The sequence below is a fragment of the Streptomyces atratus genome, from assembly GCF_900119365.1.
Lineage (GTDB): Bacteria > Actinomycetota > Actinomycetes > Streptomycetales > Streptomycetaceae > Streptomyces > Streptomyces atratus_B.
Genome location: NZ_FPJO01000014.1, coordinates 52,529 through 72,420 on the forward strand (window position 1 = coordinate 52,529; position 19,892 = coordinate 72,420).

A 19,892-nucleotide genomic window follows, 5' to 3' on the forward strand; every position below is an offset into this window, starting at 1 on the left:
TATGTCCGGCGACCCTATCCTCGACCACTGACAATCGCCGGAGCCGTTGTATTTCAGCAACATGTCCTTCACAGAACACGCGCCACAATGGGGAACCATGATCCGTTTCGAGCACGTCACCAAGCGGTACGCGGACGGCACCACCGCCGTCGACGGCCTTTCCTTCGAGATCGCCGAGGGTGAACTGGTCACGCTCGTCGGACCGTCGGGGTGCGGCAAGACGACCACCATGAAGATGGTGAACCGGCTGATCGAACCGACCGAGGGCCGGATATTCGTCGACGGGGACGACATATCCGCCATCGACCCCGTCCGGCTGCGCCGCCGTATCGGTTATGTGATCCAGCAGGTGGGCCTCTTCCCGCACCGCACGATCCTGGAGAACACCGCGACCGTCCCCCATCTCCTGGGCTGGAAACGGGGAAAGGGCCGGGAACGCGCCGCCGAACTCCTGGACCTTGTCGGACTTGACCCTTCCGTTTATGGCGACCGCTATCCGGAACAGCTCTCCGGCGGTCAGCGCCAACGCGTCGGTGTGGCAAGGGCGCTGGCCGCGGACCCGCCGGTCCTGCTGATGGACGAGCCTTTCGGCGCGGTCGACCCGGTCGTACGGGAACGGCTGCAGAACGAATTCCTGAAACTTCAGGAACAGGTCCGTAAAACCGTCCTGTTCGTCACGCACGACATCGAGGAAGCGGTCCGGCTCGGCGACCGTATCGCCGTCTACGGACAGGGCACCATCGAGCAGTTCGACTCCCCCGCCACCGTGCTCGGCGCACCCGCCACCGCCTATGTCGCGGACTTCGTCGGCGCCGACCGCGGCCTCAAGCGGCTCTCCGTGACCCCCGTCGAGGAGGGCGACCTCGACCAGCCGCCGGTCGTCCACCTCGACGACTCCCTGGCGCGGGCGACCGAACGGCTGCGGGCCGAGGGCGCGCGCTGGGCCGTCGTCCTGGACGGCCAGGACAATCTGCACGGCTGGATCCCCGCCGACGCCACCGCCGCCGGGGCCGGGGCCGGGGCCGGGGACACGGTGCGCGCGCACGCCCGCAGGATGGAGGCGTGGCTGCCCGTCGGCGCCCCGCTCAAGCAGGCGTTCGCCACCATGCTCCAGCACGACGCGGGCTGGATCGCCGTCATCGACGAGGAGAGCACCGGCCGGTTCCTCGGCGTGCTCACCCCGGCCCGGCTGCACGAGGCCCTGCGCCGCTCGATCGACGCGGACGCCCAGGACGTGCCGCGCGCCGAGGTGGCGGTCGAGACGGTGGAGAGCGTCACCAAGGCCGCCGCGCGGTGAACCGGGCGTCCCCGGCGCACCGCGCGGCGGCCCGTGCCGGTTCTCGCTTCGGCTCCCGCCCCGGCCCCCGCTTCAGTTCTCGCTGAGCCGGCTGCTCAGCCAGTCCAGCGCCGAGGGGATCTCACGCCGCCAGGTGTTGAAGTTGTGCCCGCCGCTGTCGAGCACGATCGACGAGACCTGCGCGGGCGGCTTCACCTTGGCCATGAACTGCCGTGTGGCCCGGTAGTTCCCCTCGCCGCGCCTGGAGGTCGTGACGAGGAAGGACGAGTCGGGCTGCTTCGGCATGTGGTCCAGACTCCACATCAGATCGGCGCGGTCACGCGCGCTCTGGTCGCCGTGGAAGAGATCGCCGGTCGTCGGGTCCTCGGCCGCCTTGTAGTACGCGGAGAGCCCGACACTCGCCGCGAACCGGTCCGGGTGGTGGAGCCCGATCTTCAACGCGCAGTACCCGCCGGTCGAGTTGCCGATGATGCCCCAGTTGCGGGCCAGCCCGCCGACCCGGTACGACTCCGAGATCACCCGCGGCAGGTCCTCGGCGAGATAGGTCTCGGTCTGCGGCCCGTCCTTGATGTCCACGCACTCGGTGTCCCGCGGCGGCGCGACCGTCGGCCGCAGCATCACCAGGATCATCGGCTGGGCCCGGCCCGCCTTCACCCGCTCGTGTGCGGTCCGCGGGTACCGGAGGCTCTTCAGAAGGTTCTCCGAGACGCCCGGGTAGCCGGTGAGCACGACAACCGCGGGGAACTTGCGGTGGGCGAAGGCCGGCTGGAAGTACTCGGGCGGCAGATACACGTACGCCGAGCTCTCGATCTTCGACCGCCGGCCCGCGATCACGACCTTGTCGATCCGCCCGGCCATCGTGGGCCGCGAAGCGCCCGGCACGTCCGGCCGCTGGGTCCCGACCCGGACGATGTTCTTGGAGGCCAGCGTTCCGGCCGCGTGGTCGGTGACCACACCCAGATCCTGCTTCTGGCCGAACAGGTCGGCCCACGACCCGTAGAAGAGGAAGGAATTGTTCGCCACCAGGCCCACCGAGACGAAGACCGTCACCTGGGTCGCCAGCAGCAGGCCGACCCTGCCGAGCACCGCGGACACGCTGCGCCGGGCCAGCCGGGGCCACAGCCAGACCGTGGCGGCGAAGAACACCACGGCCAGCACGATGGCCAGAACCAGAAATGTCTTACTGGTAAGACCCATGGGGGGTGAACTTTCTTGTCTGGAAATTTCCGGCTGTCGGGTGAACCCGCGGCCCGGAAGCCTCGTCCTACAGGTCGCACATCGTCCGGAGGGCCACGGCCGAAGGACTGAAGAATCTCTCGCGGAACCACGGGAAGCGATGTCTGTCACGCTAGATGGGGATAAACCGGTATCGGTTCCGAGTCACGTACGCAAGTTCGTACGCGGCCCGCGCCCCGAATCCGTACCGACGCTGGTCGGTACCGCCTGCACCGCCGTCGGCCTGATCGATGTCGCCGCGGGCGTCTTCCCGCGCTTCCGGCACAGCCGGATGCACACCCTCGCCGAGGTGCTGCCCGGCGCCCTCGGACCGTTCGCCGCCGCCCTCTCGCTGAGCGCGGGCGTCCTCCTGCTGCTGCTCGCCCACGGACTCAAGCGACGCAAGCGGCGGGCCTGGCGGGCCGCCGTCGTGCTGCTGCCGGCCGGCGCGCTGGCCCAGTTCACCTACCGGCACTCGGTCATCGGCACGCTCGTCTCGCTGGCGCTCTGCCTGCTGCTGGTCCGCCACCGCGGCGAGTTCGCCGCGCTCCCCGACCCCCGGAGCCGCTGGCGGGCCCTGGCCAACTTCGTACTCCTCGGCGCGGGTTCGCTGGCCCTCGGCCTGGTCATCGTCAACGCACACCCCGGCCGGGTCCTGGGCAGCCCCAGCATCGCCGACCGGCTCCAGCACGTGCTCTACGGAATGCTCGGCTTCGAGGGACCCGTCGAGTACGTCGGCGACACCTCCTGGACCGTGGGGTACTCCCTCGGCGCCCTCGGCCTGCTGACCGCCGTCACCACCATCTACTTCGCCTTCCGCCCCGAGCACCCGGCCGCCCGCCTCACCGAGGACGACGAGGCCCGGCTGCGCGCCCTGCTGGCGAAGCACGGCGGCCGCGACTCGCTCGGCCACTTCGCGCTCCGCCGCGACAAGGGCGTCGTCTTCTCCCCCAGCGGCAAGGCCGCCGTCTGCTACCGGGTCGTGTCGGGAGTGATGCTGGCCAGCGGCGACCCGATCGGCGACGTGGAGGCCTGGCCCGGCGCCATCGAACGGTTCATGGACGAGGCCAGGGCCCACTCCTGGACCCCGGCCGTGATGGGCTGCAGCGAGACCGGCGGCGAGGTCTGGACCCGCGAGACCGGACTCGACGCCCTGGAACTCGGCGACGAGGCGGTGGTGGATGTCGCGGATTTCTCGCTCGCCGGGCGCGCGATGCGCAACGTACGCCAGATGGTGAAGCGCATTGAACGGCTCGGCTACGAGACCCGGGTCCGGCGCGTGAGCGACATCGGCGAGGCCGAACTGGCCCGCATCCGGCACGCCGCCGACGACTGGCGCGGCACCGACAACGAGCGCGGCTTCTCCATGGCGCTCGGCCGGATCGGCGACCCGGCCGACGGCGACTGCGTCATCGCCACCGCGCACAAGGCCGACGAGCACACCGCCGACTCCCCCTACGGCGACCTGAAGGCCGTGCTCCACTTCGTCCCGTGGGGCCACGACGGCATGTCCCTCGACCTGATGCGCCGCGACCGCTCCGCCGACCCCGGCATGAACGAGCTGCTGATCGTCGCCGCCCTCCAGGACTCCCCCCGGCTGGAGGTCCGGCGCGTCTCGCTGAACTTCGCGATGTTCCGCTCGGCGCTCGCCCGGGGCGAGAAACTGGGCGCGGGACCGGTGCTGCGGACCTGGCGCGGGCTGCTGATCTTCCTCTCGCGCTGGTTCCAGATCGAGTCGCTGTACAAGTTCAACGCCAAGTTCCGGCCCCGCTGGGAGCCGCGCTTCGTCGTCTACCGCGCCGCCCGCGACCTGCCCCGCATCTCCCTCGCCGCCATGCAGGCGGAGGGCTTCGTGAACCTCGCCCTCCCCCGCCCCTTCGCCCGCCGCTTCCCGGCCCGCCGGCCCCGCCCCTGCGCCCACACCCCGGCGCCCGGCCAGGAGCAGCACGCCCGCGCGGCGTAGCGCCGTACGGGGCCTACGCTGGTCGCATGAGTACGTTGCGTGGACGAGGTACGGTCCAGGGCCTGCCGGAGTGGGACCGCTGCGCGGTCATGGGTGTCGTGAACGTGACCCCGGACTCCTTCTCCGACGGGGGCCGCTGGTTCGACACCACGGCCGCGGTCAAACACGGCCTCGACCTGGTCGCCGAGGGCGCCGACCTGATCGACGTCGGCGGCGAGTCGACCCGCCCCGGCGCCAGCCGGGTGGACGCCTCGGAGGAGCTGCGGCGCGTGATCCCGGTGGTCAAGGGCCTGGCCTCCGAAGGGGTCACGGTCTCCGTGGACACCATGCGGGCCCGGGTCGCCGAGGAGGCGGTCGCGGCCGGGGCCGCCCTGGTCAACGATGTGAGCGGCGGCCTCGCCGACCCCGACATGATCCGGGTCGTCGCCGCGGGCGGCGCCCCCTTCGTCGTGATGCACTGGCGCGGCTTCAGCGAGTCCATGAACAGCCGGGCGGTGTACGGGGACGTCGTCGCCGAGGTCGTCACGGAGCTGCGGGACCGGATGGACGCCGTGGTCGCGGGCGGTGTCGCCCCGGAACGGATCGTGATCGACCCCGGTCTCGGCTTCGCCAAGGACGCCTGCCACGACCTCGCCCTGGTCGCCCACCTCGACGAGCTGCGCGCCCTGGGCCGCCCGCTGCTGGTCGCCGCCTCCCGCAAGCGCTTCCTCGGCCATGTGCTGGCCGGCGAGGGCGCCGCACCGCCGCCCGCCCGCGAACGCGACGCCGCCACCGCGGCGATCTCCGCGCTCTCCGCCCACGCGGGCGCCTGGGCCGTCCGGGTCCACGAGGTACGGGCCACGGCCGACGCCGTACGGGTCGCCCGCGCCGTCGAGGGAGCCGCGTGACCGGGCCCCGCGACGAGCACGCGGAGGCGGCCGCCGACATCGCGGCCGTCGAGCAGGCCAACACCGCCTTCTACGAGGCGATGGAGCGCGGCGACTTCGAGGAGCTCTCCGGGCTCTGGCTGCCCGGCGAGGACCTCACCGTCTCCTGCGTCCACCCGGGCTGGCCGGTGCTGACCGGCCGCGGCGAGGTGCTGCGCAGCTACGCGCTGATCATGGCGAACACCGAGTACATCCAGTTCTTCCTGACCGACGTCGGGGTCTCGATGACCGGCGACACCGCCCTGGTGACCTGCACGGAGAACATCCTCAGCGGCGGCCCCGCCGAGGACGGCAACGCGCTCGGGCCCCTGGTCGGCCAACTCGTCGTGGCCACCAATGTGTTCCGGCGCACACCGGACGGCTGGAAACTCTGGTCCCACCACGGCTCGCCCGTACTGACCGAAACCGGTGAGGAAGAGGACGAAGAGACACCCTCCTGACCCGGTGGTCGAGTGGCCGCACCCCTGAAAGGGGTTGGATCCGGGAAGCGCGGGTATACGCGGCTACCAGTCCCGTGAGGCCGCTTCCACGGCCACCCACGGGCGAGCACTGTCGGTGCTCGCAGGTAGATTCGAAAGAGGGCACCTTGCCGTCCGCACGCGGCCCCGTGTCTCTACGCCCAACGACAGCAGGAGTGATTCGCGTGGATCGTGTCGCGCTGCGCGGCCTCAAGGCCCGTGGACACCATGGCGTCTTCCCCAAGGAACGGGAAGAGGGCCAGACGTTCATCGTGGACCTGGTGCTCGGCCTGGACACCCGCCCGGCGGCGGCCGCCGACGACCTGACGAAGACCGTGCACTACGGCGTCGTCGCCGAGGAGGTCGTCGAAGTGGTGCAGGGTGAACCCGTCGATCTGATCGAAACGCTCGCGGAGCGCATCGCCCAGAAGTGCCTCAAGCACGAAGGAGTAGAGGAGGTGGAGGTCGTGGTGCACAAGCCGGATGCGCCGATCACCGTCCCCTTCGACGATGTGACCATCACCATCACCCGGAGCCGAGTATGACTGCGTTTTCCACCGAAGGGCAGAGCGACCCGACCGTACAGCCGGTGCCCGCCTCCGTGGTCGAGCAGGTGGACGCGGCGGACAGCACCCTCTCCAACCCCAAGCGTGCCGTGATCTCCCTGGGATCCAACCTCGGCAACCGCCTGGAGACCCTCCAGGGCGCCGTCGACGCCCTGGAGGACACCCCCGGCCTGCGGGTCAAGGCCGTCTCCCCGGTGTACGAGACGGAGCCCTGGGGCGTCGCCCCCGGCTCCCAGCCGTCGTACTTCAACGTGGTGATCGTCGTGAAGACGACGCTCCCCCCGTCCTCCCTCCTGGAGCGCGGCCAGGCGATCGAGGAGGCCTTCGACCGGGTCCGCGAGGAGCGCTGGGGCCCGCGCACCATCGACGTCGACATCGTGGCGTACGCGGACGTCGTCTCCGACGACCCGGTGCTCACCCTCCCCCACCCCAGGGCCCATGAGCGGGCCTTCGTCCTCGCCCCGTGGCACGACATCGACCCCGATGCCCAGCTGCCCGGCGCCGGACCCGTCGCAGAGCTGCTGGCCGGGGTCGGCCGGGACGGCGTGCTGCCCCGGGCCGATCTGGAACTCCGTCTGCCCGAGTAGTCGTTAGGCTCAACGGAAACGGATCACCGGCGCCGCGGTTTCCCGGCGACGGTGACCACGGGCGACACGGACCACTGGCGGCGAAGGGCGGACCACTCGGTGAAGCAACTCAGGCTCGGGGTACTGGCCGGCCTCTTCGCCGCGGCCGGGGTGCTTTCCTGGGGCGGCGCCCGCCTCTGGGACTCCCTGGGCAACCTGCCGAGCGTTCCCCTCGCCGCGCCGATCGTGCTCGCGGTGATCGCCGTCATCCTGCTGGCGACGGCGCTCTCCATCCGTTCCCGGCTGCGCGCCCAGCGCGAGCGCCGGCCGGGAGCCAAGGGCGTCGAACCGCTGATGGCGGCCCGGGCGGTCGTCTTCGGCCAGGCCAGCGCCCTGGTCGTCTCGCTGGTCTCCGGCATGTACGGCGGCATCGGAGTCTTCCTGCTCGGCTCCCTGGACATCCCGGCCCGCCGCGACCAGGCGATCTACGCGGGCTTCGCGGTCCTGGCCGGCATCGCGGTGGTCGCCGCCGCCCTCTGGCTGGAACGCATCTGCAAGCTCCCGGACGACGAGGACAACGACAAGAGCTCGGCGGCCGCGTAGGGGCTGTCCGGCGGACAGCCCCCAGGGCCTCCGAGCTCTTCTCGCGCGGCTGCGCAGGAGTTTGTCAGCGCGCCATGATCAGGCTCATGGCCTCGGCGCGCGTCGCGGGGTCGCGGAGCTGTCCGCGTACCGCCGAGGTCAGCGTCTTCGCACCGGGCTTGCGGATACCGCGCATGGACATGCACATGTGCTCGCACTCGACGACGACGACGACCCCGCGCGGCTCCAGAATCTCCATGAGCGAATCGGCGATCTGCGTGGTGAGGCGCTCCTGGACCTGCGGGCGCCGGGCGAAGACATCGACGAGGCGGGCCAGCTTCGACAAGCCGGTGATCTTGCCGCTGGTCGCCGGGATGTACCCGACATGCGCGACACCCCGGAACGGCACCAGGTGGTGTTCACAGGTGGAGAACACCTCGATGTCCTTGACCAGCACCATCTCGTCGTGGCCGAGGTCGAACGTGGTCGTCAGAACGTCCTCGGGCTCCTGGTAGAGGCCCGCGAATATCTCCTTGTACGCCCGTGCCACCCGCCCCGGCGTCTCCCGCAGTCCCTCGCGGTCCGGGTCCTCGCCCACCGCGATGAGGAGTTCGCGGACGGCTGCCTCGGCCCTCTTCTCGTCGAACTCGCCGATCGAGCCCTGGCCGTCCAGCGTCACCGGGTCGGTCATCTGTGCCTCGTTCCTCTGAGCTGTCACCCGCGCATACCTCCGCACGGGCGTACGAAAAAGCCGCGCCCCCACAGGCTAGAACCTGTGGGGGCGCGGCTTCCATTCCGGGCCCGGTGCGACTCCCGTGAAAGGGGCCACACCGGGGAACAGGGCCTCAGCTCTCGGGGCGGTCCTCCGGGACGACCTCGGTGGCCGGGACGGTGTCCGTGGGGACGGCCGTTCCGTTCGCCGTGGTGGCGCCGTTGGTGAGGGCGAGCTCCTTCGGCGAGAGCACCGGCGGCCGCGTCGACGGCGTACGCCGTGCGGAACCGGTCCACGCCGGACGGGCCGGGCGCTTCACAATCGGGGCGAAGATCTCGGCGATCTCCTCCTTGCCGAGCGTCTCCTTCTCCAGGAGCTGGAGAACGAGGTTGTCCAGCACGTCGCGGTTCTCGACGAGGATCTCCCACGCGTCGTTGTGGGCGGTCTCGATGAGCTTCTTGACCTCTTCGTCGACGAGCGCCGCGACCTCTTCCGAGTAGTCGCGCTGGTGGCCCATCTCCCGGCCCACGAAGGGCTCGGTGTTGTCGCCGCCGAACTTGATCGCGCCGAGCCGCTCCGTCATGCCGTACTGCGTGACCATCGCGCGGGCCGTTGCGGTGGCCTTCTCGATGTCGTTCGCAGCGCCGGTGGTCGGGTCGTGGAAGACCAGCTCCTCGGCCGCGCGCCCGCCCAGCATGTAGGCCAGCTGGTCGAGCATCTCGTTGCGCGTCGTGGAGTACTTGTCCTCCTCCGGGAGCACCATCGTGTAACCGAGGGCGCGGCCGCGGGAGAGGATCGTGATCTTGTGGACCGGGTCCGCCTGGGGGGAAGCCGCCGCGACCAGGGCGTGTCCGCCCTCGTGGTACGCGGTGATCTTCTTCTCCTTCTCGGACATGATCCGGGTCCGCTTCTGCGGGCCCGCCACGACGCGGTCGATGGCCTCGTCGAGCATCTTGTTGTCGATCAGCTTCAGATTGCCGCGCGCCGTGAGGAGCGCCGCTTCGTTCAGCACGTTCGACAGGTCGGCACCGGTGAAGCCAGGCGTACGACGGGCGACGGCGCCGAGGTCGACGTCCTTCGCGACCGGCTTGCCCTTCTGGTGCACCTTGAGGATCTCCAGCCGGCCCTGCATGTCCGGCCGGTCGACCGCGATCTGCCGGTCGAAACGGCCCGGGCGCAGCAGCGCCGGGTCGAGGATGTCCGGCCGGTTCGTGGCGGCGATCAGGATGACGCCGCCCTTCACGTCGAAGCCGTCCATCTCGACGAGCAGCTGGTTCAGCGTCTGCTCGCGCTCGTCGTGCCCGCCGCCCATTCCGGCACCGCGGTGCCGGCCGACGGCGTCGATCTCGTCGACGAAGACGATCGCCGGGGCGTTCGCCTTGGCCTGCTCGAAGAGGTCACGGACCCGGCTGGCACCGACACCGACGAACATCTCGACGAAGTCGGAACCGGAGATCGAGTAGAACGGGACGCCCGCCTCGCCTGCGACGGCGCGCGCGAGCAGCGTCTTGCCCGTACCGGGAGGCCCGTACAGCAGGACGCCCTTGGGGATCTTGGCACCGACGGCCTGGAACTTCGCCGGCTCCTGGAGGAACTCCTTGATCTCCTGGAGCTCCTCGACGGCCTCGTCCGACCCCGCCACATCGGCGAACGTCGTCTTCGGCGTGTCCTTGGTGATCAGCTTGGCCTTGGACTTCCCGAACTGCATGACCCGGGAGCCGCCGCCCTGCATCTGATTCATCAGGAACAGGAAGACGACCACGATCAGGACGAAGGGCAGCAGGGAGAGGAGGATCGAAATGAACGGGGACTGCTTGGACGGCGAGACCGTGTAGCCCTTGTCGATCTTGCCGCTCTCGAACTTCTGCTGCAGCGTGTCGGCCAGCTGGACACCCTGGTCGCCGATGTAGCTCGCCTGGAACTTGGTGCCGGACTCGCCCGAGAGCTCCTGGCCCTTCTTCAATTCGATCTTGATGATCTGATCGTCACCGGTGGTCAGCTTGGCCTGCGCCACCTGGTCCTTGCTGATCGCCTGGATCACCTTGCCGGTGTCCACCGATTTGTAGCCGCCCGACGAGCCGACGACTGTCATCAACACGACCACGGCGAGGACGGCCAGCACGATCCACATGACCGGCCCACGGAAGTATCGCTTCACGTCCATCCATACGGGGCGAAGCCGCCCCGTCCCTCCTGCCCGTAGGTAAATGCTGCTGTGAGAAAAGACTGTTCTTCGGACGGTACCCCAGCATTGTCACCCGCGACCGCCGGGGACGTCTGTCAAAACCCGCCTTCGAAGGCTCAACGGCGGGAATCCCTTGAAAGGTTCCCGCCGTCGGCTCCGGTCGGTCCGGGCGCCCCTGGGGCCGGGCGAAGGGCTCCGGGAGGAGGTCAGCCCCCGTAGACGTGCGGGGCGAGCGTGCCGACGAAGGGGAGGTTGCGGTACTTCTCGGCGTAGTCGAGCCCGTAACCGACGACGAATTCGTTGGGGATGTCGAAACCGACCCACTTGCAGTCGAGCGCGACCTTGGCCGCGTCCGGCTTGCGCAGCAGGGTGCAGATCTCCAGGGAGGCGGGCTCGCGCGAGCCGAGGTTCGACATCAGCCACGACAGGGTCAGGCCCGAGTCGATGATGTCCTCGACGATCAGGACGTGCTTGCCCTTGATGTCGGTGTCCAGGTCCTTGAGGATCCGGACCACTCCGGAGGACTGGGTGCCCGCGCCGTACGACGAGACGGCCATCCAGTCCATGGTGACGGGGGTGGACAGCGCGCGCGCCAGGTCCGCCATCACCATCACTGCGCCCTTGAGGACGCCGACGATGAGCAGGTCCTTGCCCGCGTACTCCGCGTCGATCTTCGCGGCCAGCTCGACGAGCTTCGCGTCGATCTCTTCCTTGGTGAGGAGCACCGACTGAAGGTCGGTGCCCATGTCCTTCTCGTTCACCCGCGTCTCTTTCTCTGCCTGCCGGGTCCGGGGTGTTGCCCCCGCACCTGCGCGGCCGCTCGCCTGCGTGTCAGCCGCTTGTGCTTCAGCTCTGCCGAATGACCAGTCTGCCACCCTGCCGCATGGCTTCGACGCGTCCGGGCAGGTTGATGGCGCGCTGGCCGCGCCAGCCGGTGATCAGACGGTCGACTTCCTCGATGTGCCGGGCGAAGAGCGAACCGGCCGGGGAACCCGCCTCCATGGCGGCCCGGCGCAGGACCCGGCGGCGTACGGCGGGCGGCAGCGCGTACAGCTTGGCGCACTCCAGACGGCCCGCGTCGTCCCGCACGGCGCGGTCGGCCTCGGCGGCCCAGGTGTCCAGTGCGTCGGCGTCGTCGCGGGAGAGCTGGGCGGTACGGGCCAGGGCCTCGACGACCCCTTTGCCCAGCGCCTTCTCCAGGGCGGGCAGGCCCTCGTGGCGCAGCCGGGAGCGGGTGTAGGCGGGGTCGATGTTGTGCGGGTCGTCCCAGACGGGCAGGGACTGGACGAGGCAGGCCTTGCGGGCGGTCTGCCGGTCGAGCTGGAGGAAGGGGCGGCGGTAGCGGCCGGCCGGGCCCGACGCGGCGGCCATGCCGGAGAGCGAGCGGATGCCGGAGCCGCGGGCGAGGCCGAGCAGGACCGTCTCCGCCTGGTCGTCGCGGGTGTGTCCGAGCAGGACGGCGGCGGCGCCGTGCCGCTCGGCCGCGGCGTCCAGGGCGGCGTAGCGGGCGTCCCGGGCCGCGGCCTCGGGGCCGCCTTCGTGACCGACCTGCACGGCGACGGCCTCGACCGGGTCGAGGCGCATGTCGGTGAGGCGGTCGACGACCTCGGCGGCCCGGGCGTCGGAGTCGTCCTGGAGGCCGTGGTCGACGGTGATCCCGCCGGCCCGGACGTCGAGTTTGGGGGCCTCGAAGGCGAGAGCGGAGGCGAGGGCCATGGAGTCGGCGCCGCCGGAGCATGCCACCAGCACCAGCGGGGTGTCGGGGCGCTCGGGGAGTGCGGCGCGCTGCCTGCCCGCACCGGCTTCGGCGAGCTCGGGGTGCGGGGTGCGCCGGGTGCGTTCGGCGCTTCGGGTGTGTTCGGTGAGTACGTCGTGGAGTACGCGGCGGACCGCCAGGCGTATCGCCGCGACCGCAGGATGGGGACCCATGTCCGGTGCCCTTCGTGAAGTTCGGTGAGGTGCCTCGAAGTGCCGGACGGGAAGTGTGCCGTCACTCAGAGTGCGTCGATGGTGACAGAGGCAAGCCGTTCATCGAGCATTGCACGCCTTCCCATGCCCCTACGGTCCCTCGGATGGGTGATTACCGGCGCGTTTTCATCCTGTCGCCCGCCGTCGGGCCGGTCGTGGTCAGGACTCTGCCTTACGGTGCACCCTCGCGATCCAGTCCGCGGGCTTCGCGATCTCCGCCTTGGTGGGCAGGGTGTTCGGCGAGGTCCAGACCCGGTTGAAGCCGTCCATGCCGACCTCGTCGACCACGGCCCGGACGAATCGCTCGCCGTCGCGGTACTGACGCAGCTTCGCGTCGAGGCCGAGGAGCTTGCGCAGCGCCTGGTCGAGGCGGCCGGCGCCGCGCGCCCTGCGCTGCTGGAACTTCTCCCGGATCTCGCCGACGGAGGAGACGACCTCGGGGCCGACGCCGTCCATCACGTAGTCGGCGTGGCCTTCGAGCAGGGACATCACGGCGGTGAGCCGGCTGAGGATCTCGCGCTGGGAGGGCGTCTGGACGAGTTCGACCAGGCTGCGGCCTCCGTCCTCGCCGTCCTCGCCCTCGGGGCGGCCCCCGGCCAGGGACTGGGCGGCCTCGCGGAGCCGCTCCAGCAGGGTCATCGGGTCGACGTCGGTCTCGTCGAGGAATGACTGGATCTCGCCCTGCAGATGGTCGCGGAGCCAGGGCACTCCGGTGAACTGGGTGCGGTGGGTCTCCTCGTGGAGCGCGACCCAGAGCCGGAAGTCGTGCGGGTCGACCTCCAGTTCGCGCTCGACGTGCACGATGTTCGGGGCGACGAGCAGCAGCCTGCCGCCGCCGTCGGCCGAGGCCGGGAGCTCTCGGGTGGCCGGGGCGAACGTCTCGTACTGGCCGAGGACCCGGGAGGCCAGGAACGACAGCAGCATCCCCACCTCGACGCCGGTCACCTTGCCGCCGACCGCGCCGAGCACCGCGCCGCCGGGGCCGCCCGGGCGCCGGTCCTGCATCTTGCCGAGCAGCGGGCGGAGCAGTTCGCGGAAGCCCGCGGCATTGGCCTTGATCCAGCCGGCCCGGTCCACGACCAGGACCGGGGTGTCCTCCGGGTGCGCCCCCTCCGGGATCATCCGGGTGAAGGAACGGACGTGCTCCTCCGAGGCCTTGGCATGCCGGCGCAGCTCCGCGACGACCTCGCGGGCCTCCTCGCGGCTGATCTCCGGCCCCGGCCGCACAAGTCGGGTCGCGGTCGCGACCGCGAGATTCCAGTCGACCATCTCGGCACCACCGATGCTCGTCATGCGTCAACCGTACGTGCTCGGGTCCGTCCGCGGTGTGGTGTTGACCGGCTCAATGGGGGCGGGAGGCGAGCGTGGTGGCGAGGCGGTCGAGGGCGGACTGGGCGTCCGACGGGGAGGTGGTGCCGGATGCCAGGAAGGCGAAGGCGAGCAGCCGGCCCTGACGGTCGACGACCGTTCCCGCGAGGGTGTTCACGCCGGTGAGGGTGCCGGTCTTGGCGCGGATCAGGCCGGTGCCCGCGGACTTGCCGGTGTAGCGGTCGCTGAGCGTGCCGCTGAAACCGGCCACGGGCAGGCCGGTGAGGACGGGGCGCAGTTCGGGGTGGTCCGGGTCGGCCGCGCGGGCGAGGAGGCCGGCCAGCAGTCCTGCGGTGACCTTGTCCTTGCGGTTCAGTCCGCTGCCGTCGGCGAGGTCGGCCCCCTTCAGCGGCAGGCCGAGCTTCTTGAGCTGTGCGGTGACGGCCCGTCGGCCGCCGTCGAAGTCGGCCGGTTCGCCCGCGGCGAGGGCGGTCTGCCGGGCGAGTGCCTCGGCGATGTCGTTGTCGCTGTTGGTCAGGGACCGTTCGACCAGGGCGGAGAGCGGGGCCGAGCGGTGTTCGGCGACCTTCTCGTACCCGGCGGCCGGGCGGCCGGGCTTCGGGCCGGCCCCGGTGGCGATGCCCGCGTCGTCGAGGAGCTTCGCGAAGGTGCGGGCGGTGTCGCCGGCCGGGTCGTCGCTGCGCGGGGCGGGTCCGCTGTCGGTGCTGTCGAGCCTGCCCTCGTCGGTCATCAGGGCGCTGACGGGCGCGATGTTCTCGTTGGGGCCGATCGGGTGCCGGGCAGGCCCGGAGTAGCGGGAGGTGTCGTACGCGAGGCGGACCTTGTCGACGCCGCGCCCCTTCAGCGCGCGGGCGGTGTCGGCGGCCAGCCCGCGCAGTGCGGCCTTGTCGAGGGTGGGGTCGCCGCCGCCGGCCAGGACGATACTGCGGGAGTCGGCGGAGGCCCGGACCGTCGTGGCGATGCGGTGGTCGGGGCCGAGGGCGCTCAGGGCGGCGACCGTGGTGGCGATCTTGACGGTGGAGGCGGGCGTCATGGGGGTGTCGACGCCCTGGCCGTACAGCCGCTCGCCGCCGGCGGTGTCGATGACGACGGCGGTGCGCCGCTTGCCCAGGGCGGGGTCCTTCAGCAGCGGGCCGAGGGCGGAGCGGAGGGCGGCGGCTGCGTCGTCCGGGGCGGTGCGGGCGTCGGGGGCGGAGTTGTCGACGGCGGCGGAGAGGGCCGCGAGTACGGGCGGGGCGCTGGGTGCGGGGGCCGGTCCGGACGGCGCGGCGGGCTCGTGATGTGCGCCACCTGTACGGTTCCGGGCGGCGGCCAGGTCCGTCTCGGCCTTACGCTGACCCGAGTCCCAGGGGCCGGCGGCAAGGACGACGCCGGCTGCGAGCGCCAGGCCGAGGCCGGCGGAGACGGCGGTGAACTGGCGGTCGTTCAGTCCCTTCAACCTGATCATGGCGGCCCGAGGGGTGAGCCGGCTCAGCTTGTCCAGCGGGTTGACCGACAGTCTCTTCACCGGCTCGTCCACCGTTGACCAGCCCCTTTCGCGAGCACACATCTGCGTGGGGGACACTTAATCACCAGTCGTATGTGTTGATCATGGAGGAGCCACCCGTGGAGTTCGACGTCGTTATCGAGATCCCGAAGGGTTCGCGGAACAAGTACGAGGTGGACCACGAGACCGGTCGGATCCGTCTGGACCGTCGACTCTTCACCTCGACCAGCTACCCGGCGGACTACGGCTTCGTCGAGAACACCCTCGGCGAGGACGGCGACCCGCTGGACGCGCTGGTCATCCTGGAGGAGCCGACCTTCCCCGGCTGCCTCATCAAGTGCCGCGCCATCGGCATGTTCCGGATGACGGACGAGGCCGGCGGCGACGACAAGCTGCTGTGCGTGCCGGCCTCCGACCCCCGGGTGGAGCACCTGCGCGACATCCACCACGTGTCGGAGTTCGACCGCCTGGAGATCCAGCACTTCTTCGAGGTCTACAAGGACCTGGAGCCCGGCAAGTCCGTCGAGGGCGCCGACTGGGTCGGCCGCGCCGAGGCCGAGGCCGAGATCGAGGCCTCCTACAAGCGCCTTGAGGCGCAGGGCGGCGCGCACTGACCCGAGGGTCGTGACCCGGTTCCGTTTCCACGGTTCCGGGCAGGGAACGGGCGGTACTCCTTCCGAGGGGTGCCGCCCGTTCCGTATGCCCCGCCCGGCCCGCGCACCGGCCTCCTGCCGTCCCTGGGCGGCCCTCTCTCGTCCCCGCCCCGGCCCGTGGCCATACTGGGCACAGAGGCGCAGCCGACGAGGAGCGAGATCGAGTGGTGGCGGAACAGGGCGGTCCCGAGGACCAGAAGCCCCAGTCCGACGAGGCACGCAGTGCCTTCGTCCCGCCTGCCGGGGTGGACCGGCGCACGTCCGCTTCCGAGGACGACCAGCCGACATCGGAATTCGCGATTCCGGCGGGTCTGGCGACCGAGCCCCAGGGGCCGGCTGCGGGTTCCGCTTCGGGTTCCGCACCGGGGCCGGGATCGGGTTCGGACACGATCGGCTCCGCCTTCGCGCCGCCGCGCACCTACAGCGCCCAGCACTCGCCGCCCGCCTTCACTCCGGCCCACGGCAGCCCGATGATCCGGCTGACCAAGGAGGCCCCCTGGCAGGACCGGATGCGCACGATGCTGCGGATGCCGGTCGCCGAGCGCCCGGCGCCCGAGACGGTGCAGAAGCCCGACGAGACGGGGCCCGCGGTGCCGCGCGTGCTCGACCTGACGCTGCGCATCGGGGAGTTGCTGCTGGCGGGCGGCGAGGGCGCCGAGGACGTCGAGGCGGCCATGTTCGCGGTGACCCGCAGCTACGGACTGGACCGCTGCGAGCCCACGGTCACCTTCACCCTGCTGTCGATCTCGCACCAGCCGTCGCTGGTCGACGACCCGGTGACGGCGAGCCGTACCGTACGCCGCCGCGCCACCGACTACACCCGGCTGGCCGCCGTCTTCCGGCTGATCGACGACATCACCACCGAGGACGTCGAGGTCTCGCTGGAGGAGGCCTACCGGCGGCTGGCGGAGATCCGGCGCAACCGGCATCCGTACTCCGGCTGGGTGCTGACGCTGGCCGCCGGCGGTCTCGCGGGGGCGGCCTCGGTGCTGCTCGGCGGTGGTCCGCTGGTCTTCCTGGTGGCGGCGGTCGGCGCGATGCTCGGCGACCGGCTCGCCTGGCTGTGCGCCGGGCGGGGGCTGCCGGAGTTCTACCAGTTCGTGGCGGCGGCGATGCCGCCGGCCGCGCTGGGGGTGGCGCTGACCCTCACCCACTGGTCGGACGTACGGCCGTCCGCGGTCATCACCGGTGGGCTGTTCGCGCTGCTGCCGGGGCGGGCCCTGGTGGCGGGTGTGCAGGACGGGCTGACCGGTTTCTACATCACCGCGGCCGCGCGGCTGCTCGAAGTCATGTACTTGTTCATCGGCATCGTCGTCGGTGTGCTGCTGGTGCTGTATCTGGGGGTTCAGCTGGGCGCCCAGCTGAACCCCGAGGCCAGGTTCATCGCCCACGACCGGCCGGTGGTGCAGATCCTGGCGTCGATGGCGCTCTGTTTCGCCTTCGCGATCCTGCTCCAGCAGGACCGGTCCACGGTGCTGGCGGTGACCCTCAACGGCGGTGTGGCCTGGGTGATCTACGGGGCGATGGCCCGTACCGGCAATATCTCGCCGGTGGCGGCGACGGCGACGGCGGCCGGTCTGGTGGGTCTGTTCGGGCAGTTGCTCTCGCGCTACCAGTACACCTCGTCGCTGCCGTTCATCACGGCGGCGATCGGCCCGCTGCTGCCCGGTTCGGCCACGTACTTCGGTCTGCTGGCCGTGGCGCAGGGGCGGGTGAACGCCGGGCTCGCCTCGCTGTCGACCGCGGTGGCCACGGCGCTGGCCATCGCGATCGGGGTGAACCTGGGGAGCGAGATCTCCCGGCTGTTCATGCGGGTGCCGGGAGCTGTCGGCGGGGCCAACCGCCGCGCGGCCAAACGGACGCGCGGCTTCTGAGAGCCTGTCGGGTGACCTCTGAGGCCCGCGGCGGCCGGGGCATACGTCAGCGCTTGGCGTGTCGGCCGCGCTGGCCCGAGGACGGGCTGCCCCCGGCGGACGGGCCGTGGCCCTCGCCACCACCGGACGCCGCTTCCTTCTTCGACTTGGAGCGGGCCCGCAGGAACTCGATCGCGATCGGCAGCACCGAGATGAGCACGATCAGGATGAGTATCGCCTCGATGTTCTCGTGGACGAAGTCGATCTTGCCGAGGGCCGAGCCGAGCAGCGTGACGCCGACGCCCCAGAGCACTCCGCCGATGATGTTGAACACGATGAACGAGCGGTAGTTCATCCGGCTCACACCGGCGATGATCGGGGTGAACGTACGCACCACGGGCACGAAGCGGGCCAGGATCAGCGACTTCGGGCCGTACTTCTCGAAGAAGTCGTGCGCCTTCTCCACGTTCTCCTGCTTGAAGAGGCGGGAGTCCGGGCGCTTGAAGAGCGAGGGACCGACCTTGCGGCCGAAGAGATAGCCCACCTGGTCGCCGATGATCGCCGCCAGGGCCACCAGGAGGCAGACCAGCCAGAGCGGGGTGTCCAGCTGGCCGGTGGTCACCAGCAGACCCGTGGTGAACAGGAGCGAGTCGCCGGGGAGGAAGAAGCCGATCAGCAGTCCGGACTCGGCGAAGACGATGAGGAGGACGCCGGGAACTCCGAAGGTGTTGATCAGATAGTCCGGGTCCAGCCAGCTCGGGCCGAGCGCAAGCGTATTCAAGGGTCCGGGGCTCCTGGATCGATCGATGGCGGCTGCGTGGCTGCCCAAAGCTATCAACGTAGGATGACGCTCCCGGGTTCCAGATGGTCCCCGCGAGCACACACACCGGGCCGGCCGGGGATGCACTCCGGATCAACCGGGACAAAGCTGTCCCCAGGAGGTGCCACACGATGGGCATTGAGGATTACGGCGGCGGACAGACGGACCGGTCGGACGTCCTGGTCGTCACCACGAACGACGTACCGGGCCACCAGGTGACCCGGGTGATCGGGGAAGTGTTCGGCCTGACCGTACGCTCCCGCCATCTGGGCAGCCAGATCGGCGCCGGGCTGAAGTCCATGATCGGCGGCGAGCTGAAGGGGCTGACCAAGACCCTCGTCGAGACCCGGAACCAGGCGATGGAACGGCTCGTCGAGCAGGCGAAGGCCCGGGGCGCCAACGCGGTGCTGATGATGCGCTTCGACGTGACCGAGGCGGCCGACGTGGGCACGGAGGTGTGCGCGTACGGCACCGCGGTCGTGATCAGCCGGAGCTGAGCGGGCGCGGCCGCGGGGTGGGGGCGCCCCACCCCGCGGCGGTCACTCCAGGCATTGGGCGTTGGCGTCGATCGCGGCCCGCAGATGCTCGGCCAGGCCCGGCCGCATCGAGTCGTAGAACGCGCGGAACCGCTCGTCGGACACATACATCTCGCCGAGCCCCCGGTGCATCTCGGCGGAGCACTCGTAGAACCACTTGCCGATGTGGAGCCGGTGGGCCTCGGCCAGCTCCATCGCCCGCTCGCCGGTGGCCGGCTCCCCGGCCTCCATCAGCGCGTCGTAGGCGGCGCCCCATTCGGTGACTTCCGCCTGCATCCGCTTCCAGTCGTCCTTGGTGTACCGGGCGGCCCGGCGCTGCGACTCGGCGTACGCGTCGGTTCCGCCCCAGCGGCGTTCGGCCTCCTCTGCGTGCTCCTCGGGGTCCTTGCCCCCGAAGACTTCGAACTTCTCCTCGGGTGTGAGGTTGATGCCCATCTTCCGTGCCTCCATGGCTGTCTCGACGGCGTCGGCCATCCTTCGCAGCTCGGCGATCCGGTCGGACAGCAGCCGGTGCCGGCGCCGCAGATGCTCCTGCGGGTCCGCCCGCGGATCGTCGAGCAGTACCGCGATCTCGTCGAGCGGGAAGCCGAGCTCCCGGTAGAACAGGATCTGCTGGAGCCGGTCGAGATCACCGTCGTCGTAGCGGCGGTGCCCGGACCGGCTGCGCCCGCTGGGCGAGAGCAGTCCGATGCCGTCGTAGTGGTGCAGGGTGCGCACCGTGACTCCGGCGAATGAGGCGACCTGTCCCACGGGGTACTCCATGACTCCCCCGCTCCC

19 protein-coding genes are annotated in these 19,892 nt (G+C 70.7%); 10 read left to right on the forward strand and 9 right to left on the reverse strand.

Translation table 11 applies throughout. The features are described 5' to 3' along the window. Positions 1–97 precede the first annotated feature (97 nt). A complete protein-coding gene (locus BT364_RS22730) occupies positions 98–1,297 on the forward strand; it encodes an ABC transporter ATP-binding protein (RefSeq protein WP_072487077.1) in 1,200 nt (399 codons plus the stop codon). A gap of 72 nt (positions 1,298–1,369) precedes the next feature. Here the strand turns inward: BT364_RS22730 and BT364_RS22735 are convergent, their stop codons facing one another. After that, a complete protein-coding gene (locus tag BT364_RS22735) occupies positions 1,370–2,494 on the reverse strand; it encodes an alpha/beta hydrolase (protein WP_072487078.1) in 1,125 nt (374 codons plus the stop codon). Between the two features lie 139 nt (positions 2,495–2,633). On the opposite strand from BT364_RS22735, the gene BT364_RS22740 reads away from it, so the two are divergent. From BT364_RS22740 to BT364_RS22765, 6 genes are all read left to right on the forward strand, one after another. Beyond that, positions 2,634–4,475: a phosphatidylglycerol lysyltransferase domain-containing protein gene (locus BT364_RS22740; RefSeq protein WP_072487079.1), complete on the forward strand. Its 1,842-nt coding sequence runs from the start codon at positions 2,634–2,636 to the stop codon at positions 4,473–4,475. Positions 4,476–4,501: 26 nt separating this feature from the next. Further along, positions 4,502–5,362: a dihydropteroate synthase gene (folP, locus tag BT364_RS22745; RefSeq protein WP_072487080.1), complete on the forward strand. Its 861-nt coding sequence runs from the start codon at positions 4,502–4,504 to the stop codon at positions 5,360–5,362. Beyond that, entirely contained in the window at positions 5,359–5,841 is a 483-nt protein-coding gene (locus BT364_RS22750; protein ID WP_072487081.1) for a nuclear transport factor 2 family protein, read from the forward strand. Before folP ends, BT364_RS22750 begins: the two co-directional genes overlap by 4 nt. A 203-nt stretch (positions 5,842–6,044) precedes the next feature. Beyond that, the gene (folB, locus tag BT364_RS22755) at positions 6,045–6,404 is read left to right on the forward strand and encodes a dihydroneopterin aldolase (protein ID WP_072487082.1); all 360 of its coding nucleotides are present in this window, start codon (positions 6,045–6,047) and stop codon (positions 6,402–6,404) included. Further along, a complete protein-coding gene (gene folK, locus BT364_RS22760) occupies positions 6,401–7,012 on the forward strand; it encodes a 2-amino-4-hydroxy-6-hydroxymethyldihydropteridine diphosphokinase (RefSeq protein ID WP_072487083.1) in 612 nt (203 codons plus the stop codon). Before folB ends, folK begins: the two co-directional genes overlap by 4 nt. 99 nt (positions 7,013–7,111) lie before the next feature. Beyond that, the gene (locus BT364_RS22765; RefSeq protein ID WP_072487174.1) at positions 7,112–7,594 is read left to right on the forward strand and encodes a DUF3180 domain-containing protein; all 483 of its coding nucleotides are present in this window, start codon (positions 7,112–7,114) and stop codon (positions 7,592–7,594) included. A gap of 64 nt (positions 7,595–7,658) precedes the next feature. Here the strand turns inward: BT364_RS22765 and folE are convergent, their stop codons facing one another. The 6 genes from folE to dacB form a co-directional block, all read right to left on the reverse strand. Then, positions 7,659–8,264, reverse strand: a complete 606-nt coding sequence (folE, locus tag BT364_RS22770) for a GTP cyclohydrolase I FolE (RefSeq protein WP_072487084.1) — start codon at positions 8,262–8,264, stop codon at positions 7,659–7,661. A gap of 154 nt (positions 8,265–8,418) precedes the next feature. Continuing rightward, positions 8,419–10,449, reverse strand: a complete 2,031-nt coding sequence (gene ftsH / locus BT364_RS22775) for an ATP-dependent zinc metalloprotease FtsH (RefSeq protein ID WP_072487085.1) — start codon at positions 10,447–10,449, stop codon at positions 8,419–8,421. A 227-nt stretch (positions 10,450–10,676) separates the two neighbouring features. Beyond that, the gene (gene hpt, locus BT364_RS22780) at positions 10,677–11,216 is read right to left on the reverse strand and encodes a hypoxanthine phosphoribosyltransferase (RefSeq protein WP_072487175.1); all 540 of its coding nucleotides are present in this window, start codon (positions 11,214–11,216) and stop codon (positions 10,677–10,679) included. Positions 11,217–11,316: 100 nt separating this feature from the next. Continuing rightward, positions 11,317–12,399 (reverse strand): tRNA lysidine(34) synthetase TilS, encoded by a 1,083-nt coding sequence (tilS, locus tag BT364_RS22785; protein ID WP_072487086.1) that lies wholly within the window; start codon positions 12,397–12,399, stop codon positions 11,317–11,319. Positions 12,400–12,597: 198 nt separating this feature from the next. Next, positions 12,598–13,731 carry a zinc-dependent metalloprotease gene (locus tag BT364_RS22790; RefSeq protein WP_072487087.1) on the reverse strand — a complete coding sequence of 378 codons (1,134 nt, stop codon included), beginning with the start codon at positions 13,729–13,731 and terminating at the stop codon, positions 12,598–12,600. Between the two features lie 49 nt (positions 13,732–13,780). Further along, a complete protein-coding gene (gene dacB, locus BT364_RS22795) occupies positions 13,781–15,316 on the reverse strand; it encodes a D-alanyl-D-alanine carboxypeptidase/D-alanyl-D-alanine endopeptidase (RefSeq protein WP_107408287.1) in 1,536 nt (511 codons plus the stop codon). A 56-nt stretch (positions 15,317–15,372) separates the two neighbouring features. On the opposite strand from dacB, the gene BT364_RS22800 reads away from it, so the two are divergent. Then, positions 15,373–15,867, forward strand: a complete 495-nt coding sequence (locus BT364_RS22800) for an inorganic diphosphatase (RefSeq protein WP_031090989.1) — start codon at positions 15,373–15,375, stop codon at positions 15,865–15,867. Between the two features lie 203 nt (positions 15,868–16,070). Continuing rightward, positions 16,071–17,780, forward strand: a complete 1,710-nt coding sequence (locus BT364_RS22805; protein WP_072487089.1) for a threonine/serine exporter family protein — start codon at positions 16,071–16,073, stop codon at positions 17,778–17,780. 46 nt (positions 17,781–17,826) lie between these two features. Here BT364_RS22805 and BT364_RS22810 read toward each other — a convergent pair whose 3' ends face one another. Beyond that, entirely contained in the window at positions 17,827–18,540 is a 714-nt protein-coding gene (locus BT364_RS22810; RefSeq protein WP_072487090.1) for a DedA family protein, read from the reverse strand. 170 nt (positions 18,541–18,710) lie between these two features. On the opposite strand from BT364_RS22810, the gene BT364_RS22815 reads away from it, so the two are divergent. Next, a complete protein-coding gene (locus BT364_RS22815; RefSeq protein ID WP_072487091.1) occupies positions 18,711–19,076 on the forward strand; it encodes a YbjQ family protein in 366 nt (121 codons plus the stop codon). Between the two features lie 42 nt (positions 19,077–19,118). On the opposite strand, the gene BT364_RS22820 is transcribed toward BT364_RS22815, so the two are convergent. Beyond that, on the reverse strand, positions 19,119–19,877 hold the full coding sequence (locus BT364_RS22820) for a MerR family transcriptional regulator (RefSeq protein ID WP_072487092.1): 759 nt from the start codon (positions 19,875–19,877) through the stop codon (positions 19,119–19,121). Between the last annotated feature and the right edge of the window lie 15 nt (positions 19,878–19,892).